25 protein-coding genes are annotated in these 24,465 nt (G+C 50.9%); 13 read left to right on the forward strand and 12 right to left on the reverse strand.

Features of this window, described 5'->3' with window-relative positions:
- Positions 1-157: 157 nt before the first annotated feature.
- The 8 genes from H7A02_13275 (at position 158) to fnr (ending at position 11,832) form a co-directional block, all read left to right on the forward strand.
- Positions 158-1,444, forward strand: coding sequence for a NarK/NasA family nitrate transporter (locus H7A02_13275; protein MCP5173230.1), 1,287 nt, complete (start codon positions 158-160; stop codon positions 1,442-1,444).
- 40 nt (positions 1,445-1,484) lie between these two features.
- The gene (locus tag H7A02_13280) at positions 1,485-3,158 is read left to right on the forward strand and encodes an antiporter (protein MCP5173231.1); all 1,674 of its coding nucleotides are present in this window, start codon (positions 1,485-1,487) and stop codon (positions 3,156-3,158) included.
- 98 nt (positions 3,159-3,256) lie between these two features.
- Positions 3,257-7,045: a nitrate reductase subunit alpha gene (locus tag H7A02_13285; protein ID MCP5173232.1), complete on the forward strand. Its 3,789-nt coding sequence runs from the start codon at positions 3,257-3,259 to the stop codon at positions 7,043-7,045.
- Positions 7,046-7,057: 12 nt separating this feature from the next.
- A complete protein-coding gene (narH, locus tag H7A02_13290; protein MCP5173233.1) occupies positions 7,058-8,614 on the forward strand; it encodes a nitrate reductase subunit beta in 1,557 nt (518 codons plus the stop codon).
- Positions 8,615-8,617: 3 nt separating this feature from the next.
- Positions 8,618-9,334, forward strand: coding sequence for a nitrate reductase molybdenum cofactor assembly chaperone (gene narJ, locus H7A02_13295; protein ID MCP5173234.1), 717 nt, complete (start codon positions 8,618-8,620; stop codon positions 9,332-9,334).
- A 10-nt stretch (positions 9,335-9,344) separates the two neighbouring features.
- Positions 9,345-10,031 carry a respiratory nitrate reductase subunit gamma gene (gene narI, locus H7A02_13300; GenBank protein MCP5173235.1) on the forward strand — a complete coding sequence of 229 codons (687 nt, stop codon included), beginning with the start codon at positions 9,345-9,347 and terminating at the stop codon, positions 10,029-10,031.
- A 62-nt stretch (positions 10,032-10,093) separates the two neighbouring features.
- Positions 10,094-10,921, forward strand: a complete 828-nt coding sequence (locus H7A02_13305) for a peptidylprolyl isomerase (GenBank protein ID MCP5173236.1) — start codon at positions 10,094-10,096, stop codon at positions 10,919-10,921.
- A 152-nt stretch (positions 10,922-11,073) separates the two neighbouring features.
- A complete protein-coding gene (gene fnr / locus H7A02_13310; GenBank protein ID MCP5173237.1) occupies positions 11,074-11,832 on the forward strand; it encodes a fumarate/nitrate reduction transcriptional regulator Fnr in 759 nt (252 codons plus the stop codon).
- 116 nt (positions 11,833-11,948) lie between these two features.
- On the opposite strand, the gene H7A02_13315 is transcribed toward fnr, so the two are convergent.
- Complete coding sequence (locus tag H7A02_13315; protein ID MCP5173238.1) at positions 11,949-13,205, reverse strand: alginate export family protein; 1,257 nt, start codon at positions 13,203-13,205, stop codon at positions 11,949-11,951.
- A gap of 233 nt (positions 13,206-13,438) precedes the next feature.
- Between H7A02_13315 and moaA the strand changes: the two genes are divergently transcribed.
- On the forward strand, positions 13,439-14,449 hold the full coding sequence (gene moaA / locus H7A02_13320) for a GTP 3',8-cyclase MoaA (GenBank protein ID MCP5173239.1): 1,011 nt from the start codon (positions 13,439-13,441) through the stop codon (positions 14,447-14,449).
- Here the strand turns inward: moaA and H7A02_13325 are convergent.
- The 7 genes from H7A02_13325 to H7A02_13355 form a co-directional block, all read right to left on the reverse strand.
- Complete coding sequence (locus H7A02_13325) at positions 14,446-15,207, reverse strand: HesA/MoeB/ThiF family protein (protein MCP5173240.1); 762 nt, start codon at positions 15,205-15,207, stop codon at positions 14,446-14,448. The genes moaA and H7A02_13325 overlap by 4 nt on opposite strands.
- 33 nt (positions 15,208-15,240) lie before the next feature.
- Positions 15,241-15,837, reverse strand: coding sequence for a molybdenum cofactor guanylyltransferase (locus tag H7A02_13330; protein MCP5173241.1), 597 nt, complete (start codon positions 15,835-15,837; stop codon positions 15,241-15,243).
- 12 nt (positions 15,838-15,849) lie between these two features.
- A complete protein-coding gene (smrA, locus tag H7A02_13335; GenBank protein MCP5173242.1) occupies positions 15,850-16,413 on the reverse strand; it encodes a DNA endonuclease SmrA in 564 nt (187 codons plus the stop codon).
- Positions 16,414-16,631: 218 nt separating this feature from the next.
- Positions 16,632-17,120, reverse strand: a complete 489-nt coding sequence (locus H7A02_13340; GenBank protein MCP5173243.1) for a hypothetical protein — start codon at positions 17,118-17,120, stop codon at positions 16,632-16,634.
- Positions 17,121-17,234: 114 nt separating this feature from the next.
- The gene (locus tag H7A02_13345) at positions 17,235-17,585 is read right to left on the reverse strand and encodes a diacylglycerol kinase (GenBank protein ID MCP5173244.1); all 351 of its coding nucleotides are present in this window, start codon (positions 17,583-17,585) and stop codon (positions 17,235-17,237) included.
- A 35-nt stretch (positions 17,586-17,620) separates the two neighbouring features.
- Positions 17,621-18,445, reverse strand: a complete 825-nt coding sequence (gene cysE / locus H7A02_13350; protein ID MCP5173245.1) for a serine O-acetyltransferase — start codon at positions 18,443-18,445, stop codon at positions 17,621-17,623.
- A 52-nt stretch (positions 18,446-18,497) separates the two neighbouring features.
- On the reverse strand, positions 18,498-19,172 hold the full coding sequence (locus H7A02_13355; protein ID MCP5173246.1) for a M15 family metallopeptidase: 675 nt from the start codon (positions 19,170-19,172) through the stop codon (positions 18,498-18,500).
- A 114-nt stretch (positions 19,173-19,286) separates the two neighbouring features.
- On the opposite strand from H7A02_13355, the gene H7A02_13360 reads away from it, so the two are divergent.
- Positions 19,287-20,144 (forward strand): mechanosensitive ion channel family protein, encoded by an 858-nt coding sequence (locus tag H7A02_13360; protein ID MCP5173247.1) that lies wholly within the window; start codon positions 19,287-19,289, stop codon positions 20,142-20,144.
- A 22-nt stretch (positions 20,145-20,166) separates the two neighbouring features.
- Here the strand turns inward: H7A02_13360 and H7A02_13365 are convergent, their stop codons facing one another.
- Entirely contained in the window at positions 20,167-20,319 is a 153-nt protein-coding gene (locus H7A02_13365; GenBank protein MCP5173248.1) for a hypothetical protein, read from the reverse strand.
- A 13-nt stretch (positions 20,320-20,332) separates the two neighbouring features.
- Positions 20,333-20,857 carry an LEA type 2 family protein gene (locus H7A02_13370; GenBank protein MCP5173249.1) on the reverse strand — a complete coding sequence of 175 codons (525 nt, stop codon included), beginning with the start codon at positions 20,855-20,857 and terminating at the stop codon, positions 20,333-20,335.
- 58 nt (positions 20,858-20,915) lie between these two features.
- Between H7A02_13370 and htpX the strand changes: the two genes are divergently transcribed.
- The gene (gene htpX, locus H7A02_13375; GenBank protein MCP5173250.1) at positions 20,916-21,812 is read left to right on the forward strand and encodes a protease HtpX; all 897 of its coding nucleotides are present in this window, start codon (positions 20,916-20,918) and stop codon (positions 21,810-21,812) included.
- 6 nt (positions 21,813-21,818) lie between these two features.
- A complete protein-coding gene (locus tag H7A02_13380; GenBank protein MCP5173251.1) occupies positions 21,819-22,136 on the forward strand; it encodes a Rieske (2Fe-2S) protein in 318 nt (105 codons plus the stop codon).
- Here H7A02_13380 and gluQRS read toward each other — a convergent pair.
- Positions 22,129-23,007: a tRNA glutamyl-Q(34) synthetase GluQRS gene (gene gluQRS, locus H7A02_13385; GenBank protein MCP5173252.1), complete on the reverse strand. Its 879-nt coding sequence runs from the start codon at positions 23,005-23,007 to the stop codon at positions 22,129-22,131. The two genes, H7A02_13380 and gluQRS, sit on opposite strands and share 8 nt — an antisense overlap.
- A gap of 61 nt (positions 23,008-23,068) precedes the next feature.
- Positions 23,069-23,521 (reverse strand): RNA polymerase-binding protein DksA, encoded by a 453-nt coding sequence (gene dksA, locus H7A02_13390; GenBank protein MCP5173253.1) that lies wholly within the window; start codon positions 23,519-23,521, stop codon positions 23,069-23,071.
- 180 nt (positions 23,522-23,701) lie between these two features.
- On the opposite strand from dksA, the gene sfsA reads away from it, so the two are divergent.
- The gene (sfsA, locus tag H7A02_13395; protein MCP5173254.1) at positions 23,702-24,439 is read left to right on the forward strand and encodes a DNA/RNA nuclease SfsA; all 738 of its coding nucleotides are present in this window, start codon (positions 23,702-23,704) and stop codon (positions 24,437-24,439) included.
- Positions 24,440-24,465: the final 26 nt, after the last annotated feature.

Below are 24,465 nucleotides of genomic sequence, written 5' to 3' on the forward strand. Positions count from 1 at the left end.
TTTTAACCAAAACCACCACATACCTATTTAGTGGTAGAGAGCCCTTTCAGAAACAAATTTAGCCCACTCGAATTTGATTCATGTCATGTTCCGTATCGCCTGACAACACTACATTCCCCATGTCGCACTCAATTCAACAGACACTCAACGGGCGGTTATGGCAATAATCTGCAGCGAAAAATGGTACAGCCTCGGTATTGCAACAGTCATTTTTGCTGCAAACTTTGCCGCGTGGACCATGCTGGCGGTTCTCGGCGTACAAATCCGCGCAGATCTCGGACTCAGTGATACCAGTTTTGGTCTGCTGCTGGCCATGCCCATACTCACGGGTGCCTTCTCCCATCTACCCGCGGGTATTCTGGCCGAACGCTTCGGCGGAAGAATGGTGCTGTTTACCCAGACAGTGATTGTTGCTCTGTCGCTTTTCGCCCTCGCATATGCCGACACCTTTTACCAACTGCTGACTGTTGGCCTGCTGGTTGGCGTAGCTGGCGGCACCTTTATCTCCGGAGTCACCTACGTTTCCGACTGGTTTGAACGTTCGATGCAGGGCACCGCCATGGGGATCTTCGGAGCCGGTGTCGCAGGTGCTGCTATCACTAACCTGCTGGCACCGCTGATCATCGCCAACCACGGCTGGCAGGCCGTACCTTTTTATTACGCAATCGTGCTGGTTATTCTGGCACTGGCTTTCTGGTTAACCACCAAACCCGATACCAAGCACTCGGGAGACAGGCATGCAATAGCGGCTCTGGAATCAAGAAAGTTGCCTGTTAACCTGTCCCTACTCAAAGAACTGAGAGTCTGGCGCTTTGGTCTTTATTACCATTTCGTGTTTGGCGGCTTTATTGCGCTGGTGCTCTGGCTGCCACAATATTATGCAGGTGAGTATGGCCTGGATCTGAAAACAGCCTCCTTTCTCTCACTGCTGTTTGCTATTCCGGCTTCCATGGCCAGAGCTCTGGGCGGCTGGTTTGCGGACAACTTCGGGGCTCGAAAAATCAATTGGGCAGTCTTCTGGGTATGTCTGGTCTGCCTGTTTTTTCTTTCATATCCGAAAACCACCATGATCATTCACGGGATTGAGCAAACGCTCTCCGTCACGATCAACATCAATCTCTGGGTTTTCACATTACTGATCTTTGTAGTGGGTGTTGCCATGGGCTTTGGCAAAGCCAGTATTTACCGGATTATTTACGATTACTACCCACAGGATGTCGGTGTTGTCGGCGGCGCTGTGGGCACTATCGGCACACTCGGTGGTTTCACGCTACCCATTTTGTTTGGCCTCGCCGCCGACATCACTGGCATCCGCAGTTCCTGTTTTATGCTGCTCTACGGAATGCTGGCCGGGTGCATGGTTTTAATGTTTTACGCCATCAAGATCGATGCCTTCCAGCATCGCGTAAAACAGGCTTACGCCGACGAATTTTTGACTTTATAACGCTTTTAATTTTGTAACTGAAAACTGAGGAGAAGGTGCAATGTCTAATCTGGAAAAGTGGGATGTAGAAGATCCCCAGTTCTGGGAATCTGAGGGCAAAAAGGTTGCCAACAGAAACCTGTGGATTTCGATTCCCAGCCTACTGTGCGGATTTGCAGTCTGGCTCTATTGGGGAATTATCACGGTACAGATGCTGAATCTGGGATTCCCTATCGCCAAATCCGAACTGTTCACCCTGATGGCTATCGCCGGCCTTACTGGCGCTACCCTTCGAATACCAAGCAGCTTCTTTATTCGGCTCTGCGGCGGACGCAATACCATCGTCTTTACCACAGCATTATTGATGCTGCCTGCTCTTGGCGCGGGCATTGCGCTACAGGACATCAATACACCACTGTGGAAATTCCAGGTGCTGGCATTCCTATCCGGCTTCGGCGGCGGCAACTTCGCCTCCTCCATGTCCAACATCAGCTTCTTCTTTCCCAAGAAGCAACAGGGCCTGGCGCTGGGTTTGAACGCAGGTCTGGGTAACTTCGGTGTAACCACCATGCAGATACTGGTGCCGCTGGCCATGACTTTCGGCCTGTTTGGCGCCATGGGTGGTGACTCGATGACCCTGCAACAAACATCCGGCACCCTGATCGGCAAAATCCCCGCAGGAACTGAAACCTGGATCCAGAATGCCGGTTTCGTCTGGCTGCTGTTCCTGATACCGCTGGCTGTTCTGGGCTGGTTCGGGATGAACAACATCAAGACCCATGAAGTTACTCCAGACCTGCCAAACCCCATCAGCAGTTTTTCAATAATCTCTGGTATGTTAATTATCGGCTTCTTCACCGCCGCAGTGGGATTGTGGTTGTTATTACCAGAATCAGCTAATGGCTCCGGGTTTAATGTACCAAAAGAAATCGTCATGGTTCTGGTCATCGGCTCGACTGTATTCTGGTTAAAAATGTTGCCTGGTGCGATACGCTCCAGCCTGGTACGCCAGTATAAAATTTTTAACAACCCCCACACTTGGGTAATGAGCGTAATTTACACAATGACTTTCGGCTCATTCATCGGTTTTGCTGCATCATTCCCGCTGGCGATTAAGGTTATTTTCGGCTACCAGCATGTAATGGTTGACGGTGTTATGACCCATAATACTGCCAATCCGAATGGCCCCAGTGCTCTTATGTACGCCTGGATGGGACCCTTTATCGGCGCCTTGATTCGCCCTGTGGGTGGTTGGATAGCCGACAAGATGGGCGGAGCGATCGTCACCCAAATCTGTTCTATAGTAATGGTCGGTAGTGCCTTGGGGGTTGCCTATTATATGAAGGCTGCCTATGCCTCGGCGACTCCGGAAGAATTCTTTATGCCTTTCTTCCTGCTGTTTCTGCTGCTATTTGCCGCCACAGGTATTGGCAACGGCTCTACCTTCCGCACTATCGCCATGGTATTCACTAAGGAACAGGCAGGCCCAGTACTTGGCTGGACCTCAGCAGTAGCCGCCTACGGTGCCTTTTACATCCCTAAAGTACTGGGTGAGCAAATCAAGGCAACCACACCTGAAGTGGCGTTGATTGGGTTTGCCGCATTCTACGCAGTATGCATCGGCATCAACTGGTGGTTTTATCTGCGTAAAAATCGTAGCGGCACCCAAGTTCATTGCCCGAAATGTGGTGAGGATTTCACTCTTCAAAAAGACGGTGAATTCTATAATCCTTGATTATTATTTATACTGTCCGGCGAGTCCAACTCGCCGGACTACTCACAAAGAGACCAAAGTAAATCTGTACTTAAGCATTAAATAAAGAGAGCATAGCCATGAGTCATTTCCTCGACAGCTTGCAGTTTTTCAAGAAGACCGTTGACGGTGAATTTGCCGATGGTCACGGAGAAACACGCAACGAAAACCGCGAATGGGAGAACAGCTATCGTCAGCGTTGGCAACACGACAAAATCGTTCGTTCAACACACGGCGTTAACTGTACAGGATCCTGTAGCTGGAAAATTTACGTCAAGAACGGCCTGATTACCTGGGAAACCCAGCAGACCGACTACCCCCGCACACGGCCAGACCTTCCAAACCACGAACCTCGAGGATGCCCGCGCGGTGCAAGCTATTCCTGGTATATCTACAGTGCCAATCGGATTAAATACCCCAAGGTTCGCAAACCGCTGCTGAAACTCTGGCGTGACGCCAGAAGCGCTCACAGCAACCCGGTCGAAGCCTGGGCCTCAATCGTTGAAGACCCTGCAAAAGCAACCTCGTACAAGAGCAAACGCGGACTGGGTGGGTTCGTTCGCTCCTCATGGGACGAAGTGAACGAAATTATCGCCGCAGCCAACGTTTACACAGCGAAAGAGCATGGTCCTGACAGGATTATCGGCTTCTCGCCAATTCCGGCGATGTCGATGGTTTCCTACGCTGCCGGTTCACGCTATCTGTCGCTGATCGGTGGCGTCTGCATGAGCTTCTACGACTGGTACTGCGACTTGCCTCCCTCTTCTCCAATGGTTTGGGGCGAGCAAACCGATGTGCCTGAATCCGCTGACTGGTATAACTCAAACTACATTATTGCCTGGGGTTCCAACGTTCCCCAGACTCGTACTCCCGATGCCCACTTCCTGACCGAAGTTCGCTACAAGGGCGCCAAAACAGTGGCTATCACCCCGGACTACTCCGAGGTAGCCAAACTGACAGACACCTGGCTGAACCCGAAGCAAGGCACCGATGCGGCACTGGGCATGGCCTTTGGTCACGTCATCCTCAAGGAATTCCACCTGGAAAAACCCAGTGCCTACTTCACCGAATATGTGCGCCAGTACTCCGATATGCCAATACTGGTTAATCTGGAAATGACCGACGGTGGTTACAAGCCCACCCGCTTCCTGAGAGCATCGGATCTGGCGGACAATCTGGGGCAAGACAATAACCCTGACTGGAAGACCATTGCCATTGATGAAAACACCGGCGAGCTGGTTTCACCACAAGGCGCCATCGGCTACCGCTGGGGTGAAGAGGGTGACGGTGTCGGCAAGTGGAACATCGAAAACCGTGAAGGCAAAGAAGGCAAGGAAGTTAAGCTGCAATTATCGCTGATCGATGGCGGCGAAACTGACGCGGTTGCCTTCCCCTACTTTGCTGCTGAAGGTACTGGCAGCTACTTCTGGAACCATCAGGACGGCGATGCCATCCAGATGCGCAATGTGCCGGTTAAAACCATTACCCTGGCTGATGGCTCACAGGCCAAAGTTGCCACTGTTTACGATCTGATGATGGCGAACTACGGCATCGATCGCGGTCTCGGAGGTGGTAATGTCGCCTCCAGTTACGATGACGAAACAGTAGCTTACACACCCGCCTGGCAGGAAAAAATCACCGGTGTTGATCGCCGCAAAGTGATCCAGATCGCCCGCGAATTTGCCGACAACGCCGACAAGACCCGCGGTAAGTCGATGGTGATCGTCGGCGCTGCCATGAACCACTGGTACCACATGGACATGAACTACCGCGGTTTGATCAATATGCTGATCATGTGCGGTTGTGTTGGTCAGAGCGGTGGTGGCTGGGCACACTATGTTGGGCAGGAAAAACTTCGCCCACAAACCGGCTGGCTGCCATTGGCATTCGGTCTGGACTGGCACCGCCCGCCCCGCCATATGAACTCCACGTCATTCTTTTACAACCACAGTTCACAATGGCGCCATGAGAAGGTCAGTATTCACGACGTGTTGTCACCCATCGCCGACAAGTCGGAATACCCGGAACATATGCTCGACTACAACATCAAGGCAGAGCGCATGGGTTGGTTGCCATCAGCACCCCAGCTGAACCGTAATCCATTGCAGATTACCCGGGAAGCGGAAGCGGCTGGCATGGACCCCAAAGATTACGCCGTGCAGGAACTGAAAGCCGGCAATCTGCGGTTCGCCGCCGAGCAACCGGACAACCCGGATAACTTCCCGCGCAATCTGTTTGTCTGGCGCTCTAACCTGTTGGGCTCCTCCGGCAAGGGTCATGAGTACATGCTCAAGTACCTGCTGGGCACCAAAAACGGCGTGATGAACGAAGACAACTTCGCCCGCGGCAGCGACCTGATTCCAAAAGAAATCGATTTCGAGGAAAAAGGACCGGAAGGCAAACTGGATCTGGTGACAACTCTGGATTTCAGAATGTCCTCCACCTGCATGTACTCCGACATCGTATTGCCAACAGCCACTTGGTACGAAAAGGACGATCTCAACACCTCGGACATGCACCCCTTTATTCACCCGCTGTCGAAAGCGACCGACCCGGCTTGGGAAGCGCGCTCTGACTGGGATATTTACAAGGGTATCGCGAAAAAATTCTCCGAGATCGCCGCGCTGAACAACAACCTTGGCGTGGAGAAAGACCTGGTAACCGTACCCATGCTCCACGACACCCCCGGAGAACTGGCGCAACCCTTTGATGTGAAGGACTGGAAGCACGGCGAGTGCGACCTGATTCCGGGCAAGACGGCACCTAACATGGTGGTGGTTGAGCGGGATTATCCTAACACCTACAAAAAGTTTACCTCTGTAGGCCCGCTGCTTGAAAAACTGGGCAATGGTGGCAAAGGCATCGGCTGGAACACAGATGACGAAGTGAAGCTTCTGAAAGAGCTGAACTACACCGTGACCGAAGAGGGTATCAGCAAAGGCCAACCTCGCATTGAGTCTGCCATTGATGCGGCCGAGGTAGTGCTCAGTCTGGCGCCGGAAACCAACGGCAACGTGGCGGTAAAAGCCTGGGATGCGCTGGGTAAAATTACTGGTCGCGATCACAAGCATCTGGCCGAACCCAAGCACGAAGAGAAAATTCGTTTCCGCGACATTCAGGCACAACCGCGCAAGATTATCTCTTCACCTACCTGGTCTGGCCTGGAGGATGAACATGTCAGCTACAACGCTGGTTACACCAATGTCCACGAGCTGATTCCCTGGCGCACCATCACTGGTCGTCAACAGTTCTATCAGGATCACAAATGGATGCAGGCCTTTGGCGAGCAGATGATCTCCTATCGCCCACCGATTCACACCAATACCACTGATCTGGTGAAAGATGCCAAACCCAACGGTAACAAGGAAATCGTGCTGAACTGGATTACACCGCACCAGAAATGGGGCATTCACAGCACCTACTCCGACAACCTGTTGATGCTGACTCTGTCTCGAGGCGGACCGATTATCTGGTTAAGTGAAGTCGATGCCAAAAAAGCCGACATCGAAGATAACGACTGGGTCGAAGTGTTCAACGTCAACGGCGCAATAGCCTGCCGCGCGGTGGTCAGCCAACGTGTCAACGAAGGCATGGTGATGATGTATCACGCCCAGGAGCGAATCGTGAATGTGCCTGGCAGTGAAACTACCGGCACCCGTGGCGGACATCACAACTCGGTCACCCGTGTGGTCATGAAACCGACTCACATGATCGGTGGTTATGCCCAACAGTCCTACGGTTTCAACTACTACGGCACCGTCGGCTGTAACCGCGACGAGATGGTGGTTGTCCGCAAGATGGACAAGGTTGACTGGCTCGACAACGAGACCGGCGACGGCCTTCCACAACCACTGCCAACAGAAGTTTAAGGAGAGCGTGCAATGAAAATTCGTTCACAAGTGGGCATGGTGCTAAACCTTGATAAATGTATCGGTTGTCACACCTGCTCGATCACCTGTAAGAATGTGTGGACCTCCCGTGAAGGCATGGAATACGCCTGGTTCAACAATGTTGAAACCAAGCCTGGCATTGGTTACCCGAAAGAATGGGAAAACCAGGACAAATGGAAAGGTGGCTGGGTTCGCAATAAGGATGGCTCTATTAATCCGAAAATTGGCGGTAAATTCCGCGTGTTGGCGAATATTTTCTCCAACCCGGATCTGCCTCAGATCGACGATTACTACGAGCCATTCGATTTCGACTACCAGCACCTTCACACGGCACCATTGCAGGAGCATCAGCCTACTGCGCGCCCGCGCTCGCTGATTTCCGGCAAGCGTATGCAGAAAATCGAATGGGGTCCGAACTGGGAGGAAATTCTTGGCACCGAGTTCGAAAAGCGCAGTGTCGATAAGAACTTCGACAATGTACAGAAAGAGATCTACGGCGAATTTGAAAACACTTTCATGATGTACTTGCCGCGCCTGTGCGAGCACTGCCTGAACCCGACCTGTGCAGCATCCTGCCCTTCCGGTGCCATCTACAAGCGCGAGGAAGACGGCATTGTACTGATCGATCAGGAGAAGTGTCGCGGCTGGCGTATGTGCATTTCCGGTTGCCCGTACAAAAAAATCTACTTCAACTGGAAATCCGGCAAGTCCGAGAAATGTATTTTCTGCTACCCGCGGATTGAATCCGGACAACCCACCGTCTGTTCGGAAACCTGCGTTGGTCGTATCCGCTATCTGGGTGTTCTGCTTTATGACGCAGACAAGATTGCGGAAGTTGCCAGTACCGAGTCCGAGCAGGACCTGTACAAAAAGCAACTGGAAATCTTCCTCGACCCTAACGATCCTGCCGTTATCGCCCAGGCAAGAAAAGACGGCGTGCCTGATTCGGTCATTGAAGCGGCACAGCAATCTCCCGTTTACAAAATGGCGGTTGACTGGCAGCTGGCACTGCCTCTGCACCCAGAATACCGCACCCTGCCTATGGTTTGGTATGTGCCACCGCTGTCGCCGATTCAGTCTGCGGCTGATGCCGGCACTATCCCGGCCAAAGCCACGGGCACTAACGGTGTGATTCCCGATGTGGATGCCCTGCGTATTCCGGTGAAATACCTCGCCAACATGTTGACCGCTGGTGACGAAGAACCGGTATTGCTGGCACTGAAACGTCTGTTGGCCATGCGTGCATATAAACGCTCGCAGATCGTTGAAAACCAGCGCGATCTACAGGTACTCGAAGATGTGGGTTTGACGGAGTTGCAGGTTGAAGAAATGTACCGCTACCTGGCGATCGCCAACTACGAAGACCGCTACGTGATCCCGACAGCACACCGCGAGGAAGCCATGTCGGAAGCCTTCGCCGAACGCGGTGGTTGCGGATTCTCGTTTGGCAACGGCTGCTCCACGGGTGAATCGGACATCAATCTGTTTGGCACCAAAAAAACCACCCGCAGAGATGTGATTCAAACCGTCCAAGTGTGGGAGGAATAACGCATGGAAATCCTGAAAATTATTTCCCGGCTGATGACCTACCCCTGCCAGGAAATGCAGTCTCACCAGAGCGAGATCAAACAAGCCATCGACGCATCCCGGGATATATCCCCAGCGATGCGTCAACAACTGAAAGATCTGCTACAAGCAGTCTACAGTGGTGATCTGATGGACGCACAGGAAGCCTATACCGGGCTGTTTGACCGCGGGCGCTCCCTATCGTTGCTGCTGTTTGAGCATGTGCACGGCGAATCGCGAGATCGAGGCCAGGCCATGGTTGATCTGATGGCACTGTATGAGAACCACGGCTTTGCCATCAATGTGCGTGAACTGCCTGATTATATTCCTCTGTATCTGGAATACCTTTCTCACCGACCTCACCTTGAGGCCCGAGAAGGACTGACCGATGTCAGCCATATTCTGGGATTACTCAGCGCCCGTTTACAGGAACGCAACAGCCCCTACGCGTCGCTGTTTGATGCGCTACTGATGATCAGTGGCGCGCAGGTGGATATCACCCAACTGCGGAAACAGACTGCCTCGGAAAAGCGCGATGACACGCTCGAAGCGCTGGATAAAATCTGGGAAGAAGAAGCCGTTACCTTCGGTGCTGGCGACGGGCTTGAGGGCAGCTGCCCTTCCAGCCGCCCCCTGCCACCTCAACACGCTCAACCTCAACGCAATGCAAATGACGCCGTAGCCGTCCGCTGGGCAAACTAAGGAGCACATTATGACTAATACTCTGCTATTCGGCCTCTACCCCTACCTGGCGGCCATTATCTGCATCGTCGGCTGCTGGGCTCGCTACGACCGCGAACAGTACTCGTGGAAGGCGGGATCCAGCCAGGTGCTGCGCACCAAGGGCATGAGAATGGCCAGCAACCTGTTCCATGTTGGCGTATTGTTCATACTCGCCGGGCACTTTGTCGGCCTGCTAATGCCAGAATCCATCTATCACTATGTGATCAGCACTGAAAGCAAACAGCTACTGGCGATGGTATCCGGCGGCTTCTTCGGCGTGCTGTGCTTTATCGGCATGACCATGCTGATTGTTCGCCGCTTCACTGACGAACGCGTCAAGGCGAGCAGCAGCTTTTCAGACAATCTCGTTCTGATACTGCTGTATATCCAGCTGATTCTGGGGCTGTCTACCATTTACGCCTCCAGTCATCATATGGATGGCTCTGTCATGGTGATGCTGGCTAACTGGGCGCAGTACACCGTACTGCTACACCCGGTAGAAGCCGCTGCAGCCATCGCACCGGTCAGTCTGGTTTACAAACTGCATGTATTCCTGGGGCTGACGTTGTTTGTGGTATTTCCTTTTACCCGGTTGGTGCATATCATCAGTGGTATTGCTGCACCCATTAAGTATCTGACCCGCAACTATCAGATTGTGCGCCGCAAGCGCGCCTGATAAACCGGCGGCAGTCACCTGTAAACCGGTGACTGCCGCCTACAATTAACGAGGATTTACCCATGAGCTGTTCCTCTTCTTCCGCTTCGGCAACTCACCCTGAACAACACGATGATCCAATAACGATTGATGAAGTCAGTGTCAATGGTGTCACTATCACACCGGAAGAGATTGCCCGCGAAGTGCAGTACCATCCAGCCAACTCGCCGGAAGAAGGTGTGCAGGCTGCAGCAGAGGCACTGGTCATACACCAACTGCTGATTCAGAAAGCCAGAGAACTCGGGCTGTGGTCAAATGATTGCTCTGAAGAAGATGTCATCAGCAAACTGCTACAACAACAGGCAGTGGCGCCTCAGGCAAGTGAAGCCGAGTGTGAGCGCTATTTTACCGCCAACCGCAACACCTTTTGCACCTCACCACTAATGGAGGTGAGTCATATCCTGATCAGTGCTGCCCCCGAAGATTTTCAGCAGCGCGACCAGGCCAAACAACAAGCCCGACAACTGATTGAAACACTGCAGCAGTCACCCGAACAATTTGTAGCACTGGCAAAGGAATTCTCAGACTGCCCATCCAGGGAAACCGATGGCAATCTGGGGCAGCTTTCGTCCGGACAAACGACCCCTGAGTTTGAACAGCAGGTTTTTCCGCTCGGTAAAGGCCTGGCAAAACATCCGATTGAAACACGCTACGGTTTTCATGTCGTTCTTGTTCACCAGAAAATTGAGGGCAACCCCTTACCCTACGAACAGGTAAAAGATCGCATTGCCGAATACCTGAATGAAGCCAGTCAGCGCAAAACCATCAGTCAGTACATCCATATTCTGATTAGCGAAGCAACGATCGAAGGTATCAATATGGGTATTGAAGGGTCACCACTGCTGCAATAAACAGTTGTATAAAACAAATACTTACCCGAAATATTGCTGAAGCGTTACAGTTAGAAACAGATCTGCCTACTGAACTGCTAAAAATTTCTTATTGCGTGTTTTTTTATTCCATAAAGGGATAGAATGCTTCCCAGTAGCAAGGGAGCCTCTTTATGACCAGCAAAAATTGCGTAAGCATGCCAGGCCTTAACTGTGGCGATTGCAGAATGAATGCCCTGTGCCTGCCTCTGTCATTAAAAGAGAGTGAAATTGGTCAGCTGGACAATATTGTCAAACGTGGCCGTCCTCTCCAGAAAGACGAGCACGTTTACCGCACCGGTGAAGCATTTTCTGCCATTTACGCTGTTCGCAGTGGTACAGTAAAAACTTATGCCACCAGCAGCGGCGGACAGGAACAGGTCACCGGGTTCCATTTACCGGGCGAAATTTTTGGTATGGATGGTATCGGCAAAAATCGCCATACCAATTCAGCTATTGCGCTGGGCACTGCGGCTATCTGTGAAATTCCCTTCGAGCAACTGACCGACCTCAGCAGCACTATCCCCTCACTGCAAAAGCGTTTTATCCACTTGATGGGAATGGAAATTTCCAACGATCAGGAGCTGATCAATTTGCTCAGCAAGAAAGGCGCAGAAGAGCGTGTGGCAACCTTGCTTATCAATATATCCAACCGCCATCAGGCCCGTCAGCTATCGCCAACGCACTTCCTCCTGCCCATGTCACGATCCGATATTGGCAATTACCTCGGCCTGACACTGGAAACTGTCAGCCGCGTATTCAGCCGTTTGCAAAAGTCAGACATTCTGAGGGTGGATAAAAAGGAAATTGAAATCCTCAACATGGATGCTCTCAAGGCACTAACGGCCACTTGCGGCCCAGACAGCGAGGACGCCAACGAAAAGGCGAGTTGACGCTGAAGGTTCCCTTCGGTCACGGGTCAGACTCAGCGCAGCAACCCAACTCAATCTAATAAAGAAAAGCCGCATAGCAGTGCTATGCAGCTTTTTGCTTGCTCTCAAGCCAGGTATCAGAAATCTACCTGAACCTGCAGCCACAGTTTGTCAGTGTCTGTGCTGAAATCATCAGCATCATAACTGGCATATTTCACCATCAAACCGACGTTTTTGTTAAGTTGTTTGGCAATAACCACATCAACTTCGTCACCGTAGTTCATATTGCCATCCTCAGCGTCAAAGTCATGATAAATCACACCAACCTTGGTGCCGAAAACATTGGTGAAGACCGAAACATAGCTGTCTTCGATACCATTGGCAGGCGTTACCAGGAACTTATCCGCAAACCCCTGAAACTTGTGCAGGGTTGCCAGTGGTGTCGAGAAGCTCACACCGTCGTCAGACTCCAGTACTTCCTGCCCTACTTTGGCAGTTACGCCTGCAGCCTGAATACCTAACTCAACGGTGTAGTAGTCAGCATCATAGCTGGCAGGATTATCGGCATAATCAGATTGTGTCGCATACTCAAGAGTATAGAGGAACTTGGTTTTGTCCCCCTGAGAACCATCGAGCCTGACACCATAGGTCTTGCTGGAAATGGCCGCCGCATCTTCGACATCAAGCAGATAAAGATAACCGGACAGGGTACCAATGCCGAGCCCTTTGTAACCAACATTGAAGATATTGGCATTGCTCTCCAGTTTGACATCTGCCGCAGGCGTTCCTGCACGGCCTTCATCAGGCCCAAAGATACGGTTCACATTATCGACATGCGCATACACAAACGTGGTGTCCGGCAAGGAGGTGTTGACAATGGTAACGCCATCATAAGTCTGCTCATTTTGACGCCAGCCCACACCACCAACAAAACGCTGGTTATCCAGGTTGATCCGTTGACGTCCGTATTTAATGGTCGTGTCACTGAAGCCACTGTAGGCAATCCAGGCCTGGTTGAGGGCGGTACCTTCCGGGTCAGCCACTACCGCATGATCCGTGTTGGTGCCGTGCAGATCATCATAGTTTTCACCACCGATGACCGTTACATCGTCAACTTCGATCTGCGCCTGCCAGTCGTTGTACTTCTTGGTGGTGTAGGTGAGACGGGATTTTAAGGTTGAAGCATGCGCTTCTTCAGGTCTCGCGTCATCATCGACATCTTCATAGCGATAGCGAAAACTTAACTTGACATCGCCTCCAGTAATTGCATCACTCAGGGTGTTGCCCTGCTGGCCGTGGCCATCTGCAAAAGATACTGCCGAGGCCCCAAGCGCGACTGCCGCAACTGCTGCAGCGAGTTTGCTTTTGGACAGTTTCTGCTTAGATCGTTTCATGATTGTACTCCCGTTTGATAAATAACACTTTCAACTTATACATCAGCAGTAAAAAACTACCACTTTAGTATTAACCTTTTGATATAAAAGGTTTTTCTCTCTCCACACCCAATGTAACACTAGCCAGAATATTCATCTTGACCTGTGTCAACTTCTCTATTTTTTTCCACTATCGGCAACATTTTTCTGTTACATTTACGCCATAAAGATAATTAAGTAATCAGCACCCAACTTTGAAAACACCAACTGACAAAAAATCGGCACTGGTCGACCCCTTCGGGAGGGTCGTCAATTACGTGCGCATGTCCGTCACTGACCGCTGTGATTTCCGCTGTATTTACTGTATGGCAGAAGACATGACCTTCCTGCCCAGGGAACGGCTCTTAACACTGGAAGAAATGGCTTTCCTTGGCCGGGCGTTTGTTGAACTGGGTGTTAACAAAATTCGACTGACTGGTGGTGAACCACTGGTCAGGCGCAATGTTATTTCATTGGTGCAAGATCTGGGTCAGCTCAACGGTTTGAATGAACTTCTGATCACTACCAATGGTTCGCAATTGCCCGATATGGCAAATCAGCTGGCAGACGCCGGTATTAACCGTATCAATGTGAGCCTTGATTCCCTGAAACCTGAACGCTTTAAATCACTTACCCGGACAGGCAAGCTGGAAAGGGTTTTAAAGGGGATAGAGTGCGCCCGGCAGGCTGGCATTGAGAGAATCAAACTCAATGCCGTGATTGTACGAAACAAGAATGATGATGAAATCATCGACCTGATAAACTATGCCAGAGAACGGCATCTGGATATCAGCTTTATCGAAGAGATGCCACTCGGAGATATTGGCAGCCGTGACAGACTAAAGTCCATGGTTACCAGCCAGGAAATTCGCGACAAAATCAGCCAACACTACAACCTGATCTCATCCGCCGAAACGTCTGCCGGACCTTCGCGCTACTATCGCATGCCGGACAGTGATATCCGTATCGGCTTTATCTCGCCAAACAGCCACAATTTCTGCGAAAGCTGCAATCGCGTGCGGGTTACCTGTGAGGGCCGACTACTGCTTTGCCTGGGCAATGAGCACTCTTACGACCTGAAAACAGTTATGCGTCATCACCCCGGCGATATGGATATTCTCAAGAACACCATTATTGAGGCCATCACCCTGAAGCCGGAGCGCCATTACTTTCACGATGATGACAAGCCACAGATTGTAAGATTCATGAACTCCACAGGTGGCTAAATACCCGAAGAGCCCATGCAAACCGGGCAACCCTGCTTTCGCGTAATAGCAAAAGAATTCCATTGATGGTGCTTGCCATCAAATATCTTCAACTGCCCGTTAATATCGCTAGTCATACCCAATAACAGCTTAATGGCCTCGAGAGCCTGCATGGAACCCAGAATTCCCAGTACGGGGCCAACTACCCCGCTGGTGCTGCAATTAAGAACGGGCTCTGCACCTCCTAGCGGATACAAGCACTCGTAACAGGGAGTCGTTGGCTGCCGAAAATCAAAAACCATCAAATGCCCTTCCCAGCGAATCGCAGCAGCAGCCACTAACGGCACACTGTTTTGCCGACAAACCCGGTTCACTGCCCGTCGGGTATCCAGGTTATCACTGCAATCCAACACCAGATCGACTTCAGGCACATATTCAACCAGTTCGTCTTCGGTTAGCTGCTGGTCAATCACCTCCAGATCGACCATGGGATTAAGCCCAGAAATTCGTTGCTCGGCCAGCTCCGCTTTCAGCTCGCCAACACCTTTCGTATCAAACATTATCTGGCGTTGCAGGTTGGTAACATCCAGACGATCACCATCAGCGATCAACAATTTCCCGACCCCGGCTGCCGCCAGATACATCGTTACCGGAGAGCCAAGACCACCCAGACCAATAACCAGCACTCTGGATTTTGCCAGTTTCTGTTGCCCCGCTTCGCCAATGTCATCCAGCAACAGGTGACGACTATAACGTTTGAGCTCTTCACTGCTGATCATAGGCTTCGCCTCCGGGTATAGCTGACACGGCCATTACTGATTAACTCCCGCTGTTTTGCCCTGGCGCTCCAGCTGTTCCATTGCCTCCTGCCATTCCTTCGGTGTATTGGTATTAAACAATTGCTCCGTTTGCGCTACAGGAACTTCAAGATAGGGAACTTTTGATAACAGATTTCTGATTGAGAACACTTTTTTCCCGGCAGCGGGATCCAGGGTTTCAAACAGGGCATTCAAATGTGCCATTAATGCCGCTGAAACCGGTAAATAAAGCGGTAAATAGCTGTTCTCGTAAAAAACAGCACAATGCTGTCTTCTACCTGTCTCCAGCAAATAGCGTAATGCCTGCGAATCGAGCAGCGGCATATCAACAGGAACAATTAACAGTTCATCACTTTGATGCCGTTGCAGAATACTGTATATCCCCCCAACCGGCCCCGCTTCGGCAATCACATCGGCAACACCGCCATGTTCAACCTGCCCACTGTATACCGTGGGCAGCCCTAGCCGTTTAAGCTGGTCAGCGGTGTAATCCAGCATGCTCTGCTGATCTATTCGCTGCAAATGGGCTTTATCTTCTCCCATCCGGGATGAAAGGCCTCCAGCCAGCACGACACCAAGGCATTCATTCATAAACTGTTCTCATCATTCTTCGCGGCCTTCAGGTTTGGACTGCCTTAACAGTATGTAAGTAGCCCCACTGCCACCGTGCCGGGGTTGAGCTGTGTGAAACGCCATTACCTGATCAATCTCCTGTAACCAACGGTAAACACAGCTTTTCAGCAACGCTGGTTTCTCCCGGTATTCCCCATGCCCATGAGTCACTACCGCCACTCTAATTCCCTCATCGACACAGGCATCGACAAACAGCAACAGCTGCTCACGCGACTGCTCTACAGTAAACCCGTGTAAATCAAGATCGGCCTCTGGAGCAAATTTGCCCAAACGCAGCTTCTTGAATGCGCTGTGCTGTAAACCCGGGCGCATAAAGCTCAAGATGTCATGCGGTTTCACTGCATCGATATATTCAACGGACGTCAAAGGATCAACCGTCTGCTCGGGCAGAAAGGCTTCAGCTCGTTTTCTTGCATCTTTTTTTCCGCGAAAATCGATCTGTCGCTTTTGTTTGATGCGATCGGAAGCAGGCAACGGTTTCACGTCACTCATCTGTTCCCGGAAAAGCTTGAAGTCTTCATCTTGGTCATTCATGGGTCGCCATTATAGCGCCTCAGAATTGATCGTCCTTAACAACTTTACGCCCTGTTACTCCACACCGTTAAATCTGACCGGAAGCGCTTTACCGGTAACGGATTCAGAGGGTCAGGAACAAAGGCATCATGACTGACTGTCCAGATAAACGGCATATCCACCATTCAACATTCATTCTTGATAACCCGTTCCTTGAGAGTCTGGTCATCTTTCAGGGGCTAGTCGTCTTTCAGGGAAAGGTGAGAAACATCTATGTCGCGTTCAACAAACGGCTTTTTATCGTCATCTGGCAATACATCGGCACCGGGAGAGGCCACGCTCAGATGCTCAAGCGCTATCTCGGCAGGCGTGAACTCTCGCCGTTCATCCGGCGCCAATACATCGGCTCCGACAGGGGACAGCGTTAATTCATCTCCCCCCTGATCATCAGTCTGACTGCCTCCTTCTGAGACCGCATCCTCGACAACGGCGACTGCCTTAATTTCCACTACCGCACCAGCCTGTTCCAGTGCCTGTTGATACTGTGCTGCCTTTTGTGCATCCAGGTTTTTCTTCAATACCACGGGACGTCCGGAGAACAGTTGTTCAGCCCGCTCTTCATCAACTTTAAAAAGAGCTGCAACCCGCTGTTTTACATCCGTTACCGTCTCTCCAAGCTGCACGTCTCCACGGAAAACAATTTCATAGGTCGTCTCTGCACCGCTCATGGTTCACCTCCTTTTGCGAATACTCTAACAAGCGACTGTGATCAAAAACAAGCCTGCCATATCGCAGCCAAATTGCCTTTGCATACATGTCTGCCAACCGACCATTCAATCAAACTATAGCAGCAGGATACAGCCCCAAGTCAGGAAGAAAAGTGATATTGATAACATGACAGCCGCCGCGCCCAGATCTTTGGCTCGCCCAGCCAGTTCATGTCGCTCGTCACTGATTCGATCTACGGTTGCCTCCACAGCGGAATTAAGCAGCTCGACAATCAATACAAACAATATCGACCCCATCAGTAAAACAAGCTCAACAGCAGAGTCTGCTACAAAAATAGCAACGGGCAATAAGACAAGGGTACAGATCACTTCAATCCGGAAAGCTTCTTCGTGAAGAAAGCAGGCCTTCAGCCCCTGCAGGGCATAACCTGTTGCGCCCACCAGACGCCGCTTCAATACGGCCAGCCAGTTATCAGGCCGGTTCTTCAGCTCGTCCGAGCTCACTGGTTGAAGTCCTTCTGCATCGACACACCTGTATCATCGTCGATATGCTGATCCATGCCTCTGGCAGGCTCTGCCTCGCTTGGTTGCCCCACGATTCTCGCCGGAACGCCAGCAACAGTTGTATGCGGTGGCACAGCATCCAGTACCAAACTACCAGCGCCAATTTTCGCACCTTCTCCCACTTCAATATTGCCGAGAATTTTCGCTCCGGCAGCAATCAAAACACCTGCGCGAATTTTAGGGTGCCGATCACCACAAGCCTTTCCGGTACCTCCCAGCGAAACACCGTGCAGCATGGAGACATTATCCTCAATCACTGTGGTCTCACCGATCACAACACCAGTGGCATGATCAATCATAATACCGCCCCCAATCCTGGCAGCCGGGTGGATATCAACAGCAAAAATTTCTGAAGCTCTATTCTGCAGATACATCGCCATTGCCTGCCTGCCCTGCAGCCACAACCAATGTGCTATCCGGTGAGTTTGCAGTGCCTGAAAGCCCTTAAAATAAAGTAGGGGCACGATAAAATGATTACAGGCAGGGTCCCGCTCCACATGCGCTTTGAGATCGTCTTCTGCTTGCGCCAGAATAACCGGAGCGGCATTGATAACCTCAACAAAAAGCGGGTAAAGCACATCCCGGGGCAGCTGCGATGAGGCAAGCTGACCCGCCAATGTATGAGCCAGCGCCTCTCCCAGACTGTTATGATCCAGAACCTGAAGCTGGTAATAGGTCGCCATCACCGGTTCGGCAACAGCAATCTTTTTCGCTTCACTGCGAATAATTTGCCAGATATTTTCAACAACCTGATTCATGATTTTTCTGCTTTATTCGCTGTTTTTATTAACCGATTTTACTGAATAACACTTATCAATCTGCGCACAGGATAAACCTGTCCATGATTTCATCCAGATTGCCCAGCACAGCATGTTTCAGTTCCAATTCGCTGGCCTCCAGTGTTTCTAACAGCAATTGCCGACTGATCTGCGACTCGAACTGTCGGGCAACCTGCCGATAACTCAGATGCCAGGGTTCCGGAGCCACGCCCTCTGAATCAATTTCGTAGGGGCGATAAAAACCATATTTTTCGAGGGAGGAATCCAGCCACTCGCAAAGCGGGCTAAATGGGCCGCCCCACCGATACTCATCCGGACTCAATCGCAACGAGTAATCTTTCGGCACAGCCGCACTGTCCCACACATCCATATCGGTGCCCCAATGGTGCCGGGAAGCTCCCGGCAGCGCAGACCAACGCAGTATCGCCATGACCTTGTTGCGATCATCCAGTTGACGCAGATCCAGCGGCCGACCATTGTCATCGAATACCGGTCGTTTCCCCAGTGCCTTGGCATTCCAGATCATCAGTTGCCGTTCGAAAGAACGAAAACAACTGGCAATCTGCAACTCAAAACCTTCCGTTCTCGCCGCCAGCTGCAACGACCGCCAGGGATCGGCCACCTCTGAATGTATCCACGTATGACATTCAGGTAACTCAACTAGATGTAATTCGCTGCTGCCAGTGACCATACCCGGAGTGATTTGCATACCCGTCCAAAACGCTTTGCTTACCGTATGCGACACCTTAATATCCCGAACAGAAATTTGCTATGCTAAAAGTTCTTTCAACCAACGAAAACACCGTATATGGATACAGAAATCATGCAGGAAGAAATTCAACAGGTTCATGCCATTTACAATGCCATTGTCGAGTTCTTTGTTAATTACAGTTTCCAGCTAATCGGCGCAATTATCATCTTGCTGATCGGCCTTTTTATCGCGGGCCGAACTGCTCTCTGGGTAGAGCGTCTGTGTATAGGCAAGAATCTGGATATCACACTGAGCCGGTTTATTGCCAGCTTCGTCAAAATTGCAGTCATCGTTGGGGTAGCCATTATTGCACTGGGTAAACTGGGTATCAGCGTTACCCCGTTTGTTGCTGCTGTCGGCGCCCTTTCACTGGGCGCAGGTCTGGCGGTACAGGGACTGGTATCCAACTATGGTGCCGGACTCAACATCATCATCACCCGACCATTCGTGGTTGGCGATACGATCTCGGTACAAGGTGTGACCGGTATTGTCGATGAAGTGCATCTGGCCTACACCATTCTCAAAGACGAAGACGGCGTCCGGATTATGATTCCCAACCGTCACATTGTTGGCGAGATCCTCCATAATTCTGCCAACAATTCTCTGGTGGAAACCACCGTGGGCGTCAGCTATGCATCAGACCCGGACCAGGTGATTGACGTGATTTTTGCTGTGCTGGATAACCACGGCGTAACCGAAATACGACCACCGCAAATTGGCATCGGCACATTTGGCGACAGTAGCCTGAACATTGAAGTCCGCTTCTGGGTGCCCACTGAAAAATTTCATGAAACCCGCTTTAAGGTCAACAACGCCATGTTTGAGGCGCTGAAACTGGCCGGGATACAAATCCCATTTCCTCAAAGGGAAGTCAGAATGCTGGAGAACAACAAAGCGTCCGAGAAAAAAACATCAGGGAACAAAAAGTAAGCTGATAGTTATAAGCTGATAGTTAATAGCGGACCTGGTCAGGCTGGTGAAGAGGTATTACCTGAATGGCGTCTTCGTCGCGATCGTCGAAGACGTACATCAACCAGCCCAGAGCCAAGGCAACAACCCCCAGAGCCAATACCCCGCAGGTAAATAATTGTAAAAACCGCTTCATCAAAAGGCCCTCATTACTTCAGGTCGATCGTGCCTGTTTCGAGCAATCGCACTGGCCGGGGCCACCAGGCAGTGCTGAGTCGGGCTTCCAACTCGTATTTTACCGCTTCGGTCTCGTTGAGTATCGACATCAGCGCACGCACCCCCCCGACCAGGCTAACCGAGGACTCCAGTTCCACCACCGTATCGCTATATGCCGGAATAGTGCCGATTTTGCTGGATACACCGGTAATCACCTTGCTGTCCTGTAGTGACAGGCTGTAGGAAAGCCCGGATACCGCCAGAGGCGCATTATTGGGGTTCACTATCCGCAGACCGATCAGAAAGCGTTGTTCCAATCCCGCTGATGGCAACGGCTCTACCTTGGTCAGATGAACTTCTGGCTCTTGCCTGTCCGCCCAATGTGCGCAGGCTGTCAGCATCAACACCAACAGCAGGCTTAAGATATGCCGCAAAGTTTGTGAACCTTTCGCTCCCCACCCGATCAATTTCAAAATATGTTCTCCATTTATCAGACTATTGGCCATTGATTTTTTCATGAGAGACCACATCTTACTAGATGTCATCATAACTTGAGAGTAAACCGAGGAGTTTTTCATGTTGAGAATCGGCCTGTTTTTAGCCACCAACATCGCTATTCTGGTACTGTTCAGCCTTGTCTTCCAGGGGCTTGGATTAGAGCAATACCTGGCTTCACAGGGCGTACACACTAATCTCACCGCACTGCTGATCATGTGCGCCGTCATTGGTTTTGCCGGGTCATTCTTTTCCCTGCTGGCCTCAAAATGGATGGCGAAAATGAGTGCCGGGGTACATATCATTGAACAACCCGCTAACCCGGAAGAACGCTGGCTGCTTGAAACCGTAAATGACCTGTCCAAAAAAGCCGGTATTGGCATGCCGGAAGTCGGTATATTCCCTGCTCAACAGTCCAATGCTTTCGCCACCGGCTGGAATAAGGACAATGCTCTGGTTGCCGTTAGTGCCGGGTTGATGCATCGTTTCAACAAGGATGAAGTTCGAGCAGTGCTGGCCCACGAAATTGGCCATGTCGCTAATGGTGACATGATTACCATGTCACTAATCCAGGGTGTGCTCAACACCTTTGTGATGTTCTTTGCCCGCATTATCGGCTCCGTCATCGACAAGGCTGTCTTCAAAAATGAACGCGGCCACGGCCTCGGTTACTTCATGATTGTGATCGTGCTGCAGATCGTGCTGGGCATTTTCGCATCCATGATCGTCATGTGGTTCTCTCGCTGGCGTGAATTCCGGGCCGACGCAGCCGGTGCGCACCTGGCCGGACGAACTGCCATGATTGGAGCCCTGCAAAAACTGCAGGCTGAAAGCCAGGCTCATGTGGAAAATCAAATGCCCGACACATTGACCGCATTTGGTATTTCCAGTGGTTGGAAACAGCATGCCATGCGCCTTTTCATGTCACACCCGCCGCTGGAAGAACGCATAGAAGCACTGCGTTACGGTTACCAGTAAAGCATTGTGAATCGTTTGCTGTGCAAACACAGTGAATTGCCGGAGGACGGCAACTGTAAGGAATTTCAGCTTGGCGATGAGTATTTTTTTGCCATTCGACAACGGGATAAACTCTTTATCTACAAAAACAGCTGCCCGCATGTTGGTACACCTCTGAACTGGCAAAAAGACACATTTTTCAATGCGGAAAAATGTTTTATCCAGTGCTTCTCTCACGGCGCATTATTTGAAATTGATACAGGGCTCTGCATCGCAGGGCCCTGTCACGGTCAGTCTCTGACAGCAGTGAAGCATCAACTGAAAGCGGAAGGCATTTTTATTTAAGCCGGTCCGAAACGCAGTGCAATTTCTCCCGGTTCCAGTTAATCGCAGCCCATGACAGAATTGCTTCGCAAGATCCGCCCACCAGCTCTTCGGAAAGCGTCATATTCAACCATTTTAATGCAGCCTGCAGGTTGCTTGCCGCTACTGCGCTGTCGATTGCCGTGGCCAGGTTCTGTTTGCTCAGTTTTTGGCCGTCTCGGTTCAACACCAGCGGATGATGCCCGTACTGTGGAGTTGAGTAACCCAATCTTTGCTGCAAATAGATCTGTCGGGCAGTGGAATCCAATAAATCCCTGCCGCGAATCACGTGGCTGATATCCTGAAAGGCATCATCCACCACTACCGCAAGTTGATAGGCTGGCAGCATATCCTTTCGCAGCAATACAAAATCACCAACTTCACTGCTGACATCTTGCTGTTGCCTGCCCTGTATCAGATCATCAAAGGTAATCATCGTTTCAGTGGGCACATGAACCCGTAAGGCATGCGCTTCTTCCAGCTGCTCGTGGCTGCCCCGGCAGGGCTGACGGTGGACGCCCCCCTGTGCAGCCAGTTGCTGCCGAGTACAACGACAAGGGAACAGTATTCCCTGGTTACGCATATCCGCCAGCACATCCAGATAAGCGTCCTGACGGCGACTCTGATAAAGCACATCATCATCCCATTGCAAACCATGTGCATCCAGCTGGGACAGAATGGTATCTGCGGCACCGGGGATTTCTCTTGGAGGGTCAATATCTTCAATACGAACCAGCCACTGGCCACCAGAGTGACGTGCGTCCAGATAGCTGACAAGAGCGCTTATCAGAGAACCAAAGTGCAAGGGCCCGGTAGGAGAAGGCGCAAACCGGCCCCGATAGTGAAGACTCATGGAGAGAAAAAGGTATTTATCAGCAGCAGAGGCTCTTGATATTGCACTGCTGCCAACTCGATCAGCCGCCGACAGTTTGTCTTTCTTTAATTTCGTCGAGGGTCTTACAATCAACACAGAGTTCTGCGGTAGGACGAGCCTCGAGTCGACGAATACCAATCTCAACACCACACTGATCGCAGAAGCCGTAATCGTCTGCGTCAATGCGCTCAATAGTACTGTCGATTTTACGGATCAGTTTGCGCTCGCGATCACGGGTGCGAAGCTCCAGGCTGAACTCTTCTTCCTGAGTAGCACGATCTGCCGGATCGGGAAAATTGGCAGCCTCATCTTTCATGTGAGAAACGGTGCGATCCACCTCTTCCATGAGTTGTTGTTTCCAGGCAAATAACAGTTGTTTGAAGTGATCACGCTGTTTTTCACCCATGTATTCTTCACCCTTTTTCTCTTTATAGGGCTCAAAACCAAATAACGAGGCGACGGTAGATGTAGCGGCGTTTGCTTTTTTGGGCATAGTTTCCAGTCTCTCTCGAATTAAGAAAACCCGCGTTTATAGAGCTACTCCGACAATAATTCAAGTAATAATTATGACTTAGTACTATTTATCTTCATAATGTCGGTCAATTTAATAGTGGGAACTTCATAAAGTAACACACAGGAAGTTTCCGAAATCGTCAGGATCAAACAATTTAACATGAAAATTTCTCCGCCGCTGGAGCAGGCAACCCTGATTACACGTTACAAACGATTTTTCGCCGATATACGTCTGAGTAACCAATCAATTTTCACCGTCCACTGCCCCAATACCGGCAGCATGAGAAACTGCCTGGTTGCGGAAAGCAACTGCTGGTTTTCACGTTCCAATGACCCCAAACGGAAATTAAAAGGCACGCTGGAAATAACAACTACGCCCAGTGGACACAAGGTGGGGGTCAACACCAACCGCCCGAACAAGCTGGTCAAGGAAGCCATTGAAAACGGCACCATTACCGAACTGCAGGGCTATCAAACGGTGCAGACAGAGGTTCGCTACGGGGAAGAAAACAGTCGCATAGACCTGCTGCTGTCTGATCACAAAGAAGACCGCAGCAAGCTCTGTTACATCGAAGTTAAAAACGTCACGCTGGAAGCAGACCGTGACCCAACATTATTGCGTTTCCCCGATGCCATCACCAGCAGGGGGGTGAAGCACTTGCGTGAACTCCAGCTAATGGTGGACCAAGGCCACCGTGCCGTATTGTTTTTCTGCGTACAACACAGCGGTGCGCAAAAAGTGACAGCGGCGGCAGATATTGATCCACTTTACGCCAAAACCCTGCAAGCTGCGCAACAAAACGGCGTGGAAATTCTGGCTTATGGGTGTCGGCTACAGCCTGACGAAATTGTCATCACTCGAAAACTGACGTTTAATCGTCAGGAAATTATTGATTAACCTGACCGTGAGCCGTCAAACTGACT

The sequence above is a fragment of the Pseudomonadales bacterium genome (assembly GCA_024234435.1).
GTDB lineage: Bacteria > Pseudomonadota > Gammaproteobacteria > Pseudomonadales > Porticoccaceae > JACKOF01.

What these genes read in the sequence shown, in the direction of transcription:
- H7A02_13275 (MCP5173230.1), top strand. Translation starts at nt 158, where the DNA reads ATGGCAATAATCTGCAGCGAAAAATGGTACAGCCTCGGTATTGCAACA.
- H7A02_13280 (MCP5173231.1), top strand. Translation starts at nt 1,485, where the DNA reads ATGTCTAATCTGGAAAAGTGGGATGTAGAAGATCCCCAGTTCTGGGAA.
- H7A02_13285 (MCP5173232.1), top strand. Translation starts at nt 3,257, where the DNA reads ATGAGTCATTTCCTCGACAGCTTGCAGTTTTTCAAGAAGACCGTTGAC.
- narH (MCP5173233.1), top strand. Translation starts at nt 7,058, where the DNA reads ATGAAAATTCGTTCACAAGTGGGCATGGTGCTAAACCTTGATAAATGT.
- narJ (MCP5173234.1), top strand. Translation starts at nt 8,618, where the DNA reads ATGGAAATCCTGAAAATTATTTCCCGGCTGATGACCTACCCCTGCCAG.
- narI (MCP5173235.1), top strand. Translation starts at nt 9,345, where the DNA reads ATGACTAATACTCTGCTATTCGGCCTCTACCCCTACCTGGCGGCCATT.
- H7A02_13305 (MCP5173236.1), top strand. Translation starts at nt 10,094, where the DNA reads ATGAGCTGTTCCTCTTCTTCCGCTTCGGCAACTCACCCTGAACAACAC.
- fnr (MCP5173237.1), top strand. Translation starts at nt 11,074, where the DNA reads ATGACCAGCAAAAATTGCGTAAGCATGCCAGGCCTTAACTGTGGCGAT.
- H7A02_13315 (MCP5173238.1), bottom strand. Translation starts at nt 13,205, where the DNA reads ATGAAACGATCTAAGCAGAAACTGTCCAAAAGCAAACTCGCTGCAGCA.
- H7A02_13325 (MCP5173240.1), bottom strand. Translation starts at nt 15,207, where the DNA reads ATGATCAGCAGTGAAGAGCTCAAACGTTATAGTCGTCACCTGTTGCTG.
- H7A02_13330 (MCP5173241.1), bottom strand. Translation starts at nt 15,837, where the DNA reads ATGAATGAATGCCTTGGTGTCGTGCTGGCTGGAGGCCTTTCATCCCGG.
- smrA (MCP5173242.1), bottom strand. Translation starts at nt 16,413, where the DNA reads ATGAATGACCAAGATGAAGACTTCAAGCTTTTCCGGGAACAGATGAGT.
- H7A02_13340 (MCP5173243.1), bottom strand. Translation starts at nt 17,120, where the DNA reads ATGAGCGGTGCAGAGACGACCTATGAAATTGTTTTCCGTGGAGACGTG.
- H7A02_13355 (MCP5173246.1), bottom strand. Translation starts at nt 19,172, where the DNA reads ATGCAAATCACTCCGGGTATGGTCACTGGCAGCAGCGAATTACATCTA.
- H7A02_13360 (MCP5173247.1), top strand. Translation starts at nt 19,287, where the DNA reads ATGCAGGAAGAAATTCAACAGGTTCATGCCATTTACAATGCCATTGTC.
- H7A02_13365 (MCP5173248.1), bottom strand. Translation starts at nt 20,319, where the DNA reads ATGAAGCGGTTTTTACAATTATTTACCTGCGGGGTATTGGCTCTGGGG.
- H7A02_13370 (MCP5173249.1), bottom strand. Translation starts at nt 20,857, where the DNA reads ATGAAAAAATCAATGGCCAATAGTCTGATAAATGGAGAACATATTTTG.
- htpX (MCP5173250.1), top strand. Translation starts at nt 20,916, where the DNA reads ATGTTGAGAATCGGCCTGTTTTTAGCCACCAACATCGCTATTCTGGTA.
- gluQRS (MCP5173252.1), bottom strand. Translation starts at nt 23,007, where the DNA reads ATGAGTCTTCACTATCGGGGCCGGTTTGCGCCTTCTCCTACCGGGCCC.
- dksA (MCP5173253.1), bottom strand. Translation starts at nt 23,521, where the DNA reads ATGCCCAAAAAAGCAAACGCCGCTACATCTACCGTCGCCTCGTTATTT.
- sfsA (MCP5173254.1), top strand. Translation starts at nt 23,702, where the DNA reads ATGAAAATTTCTCCGCCGCTGGAGCAGGCAACCCTGATTACACGTTAC.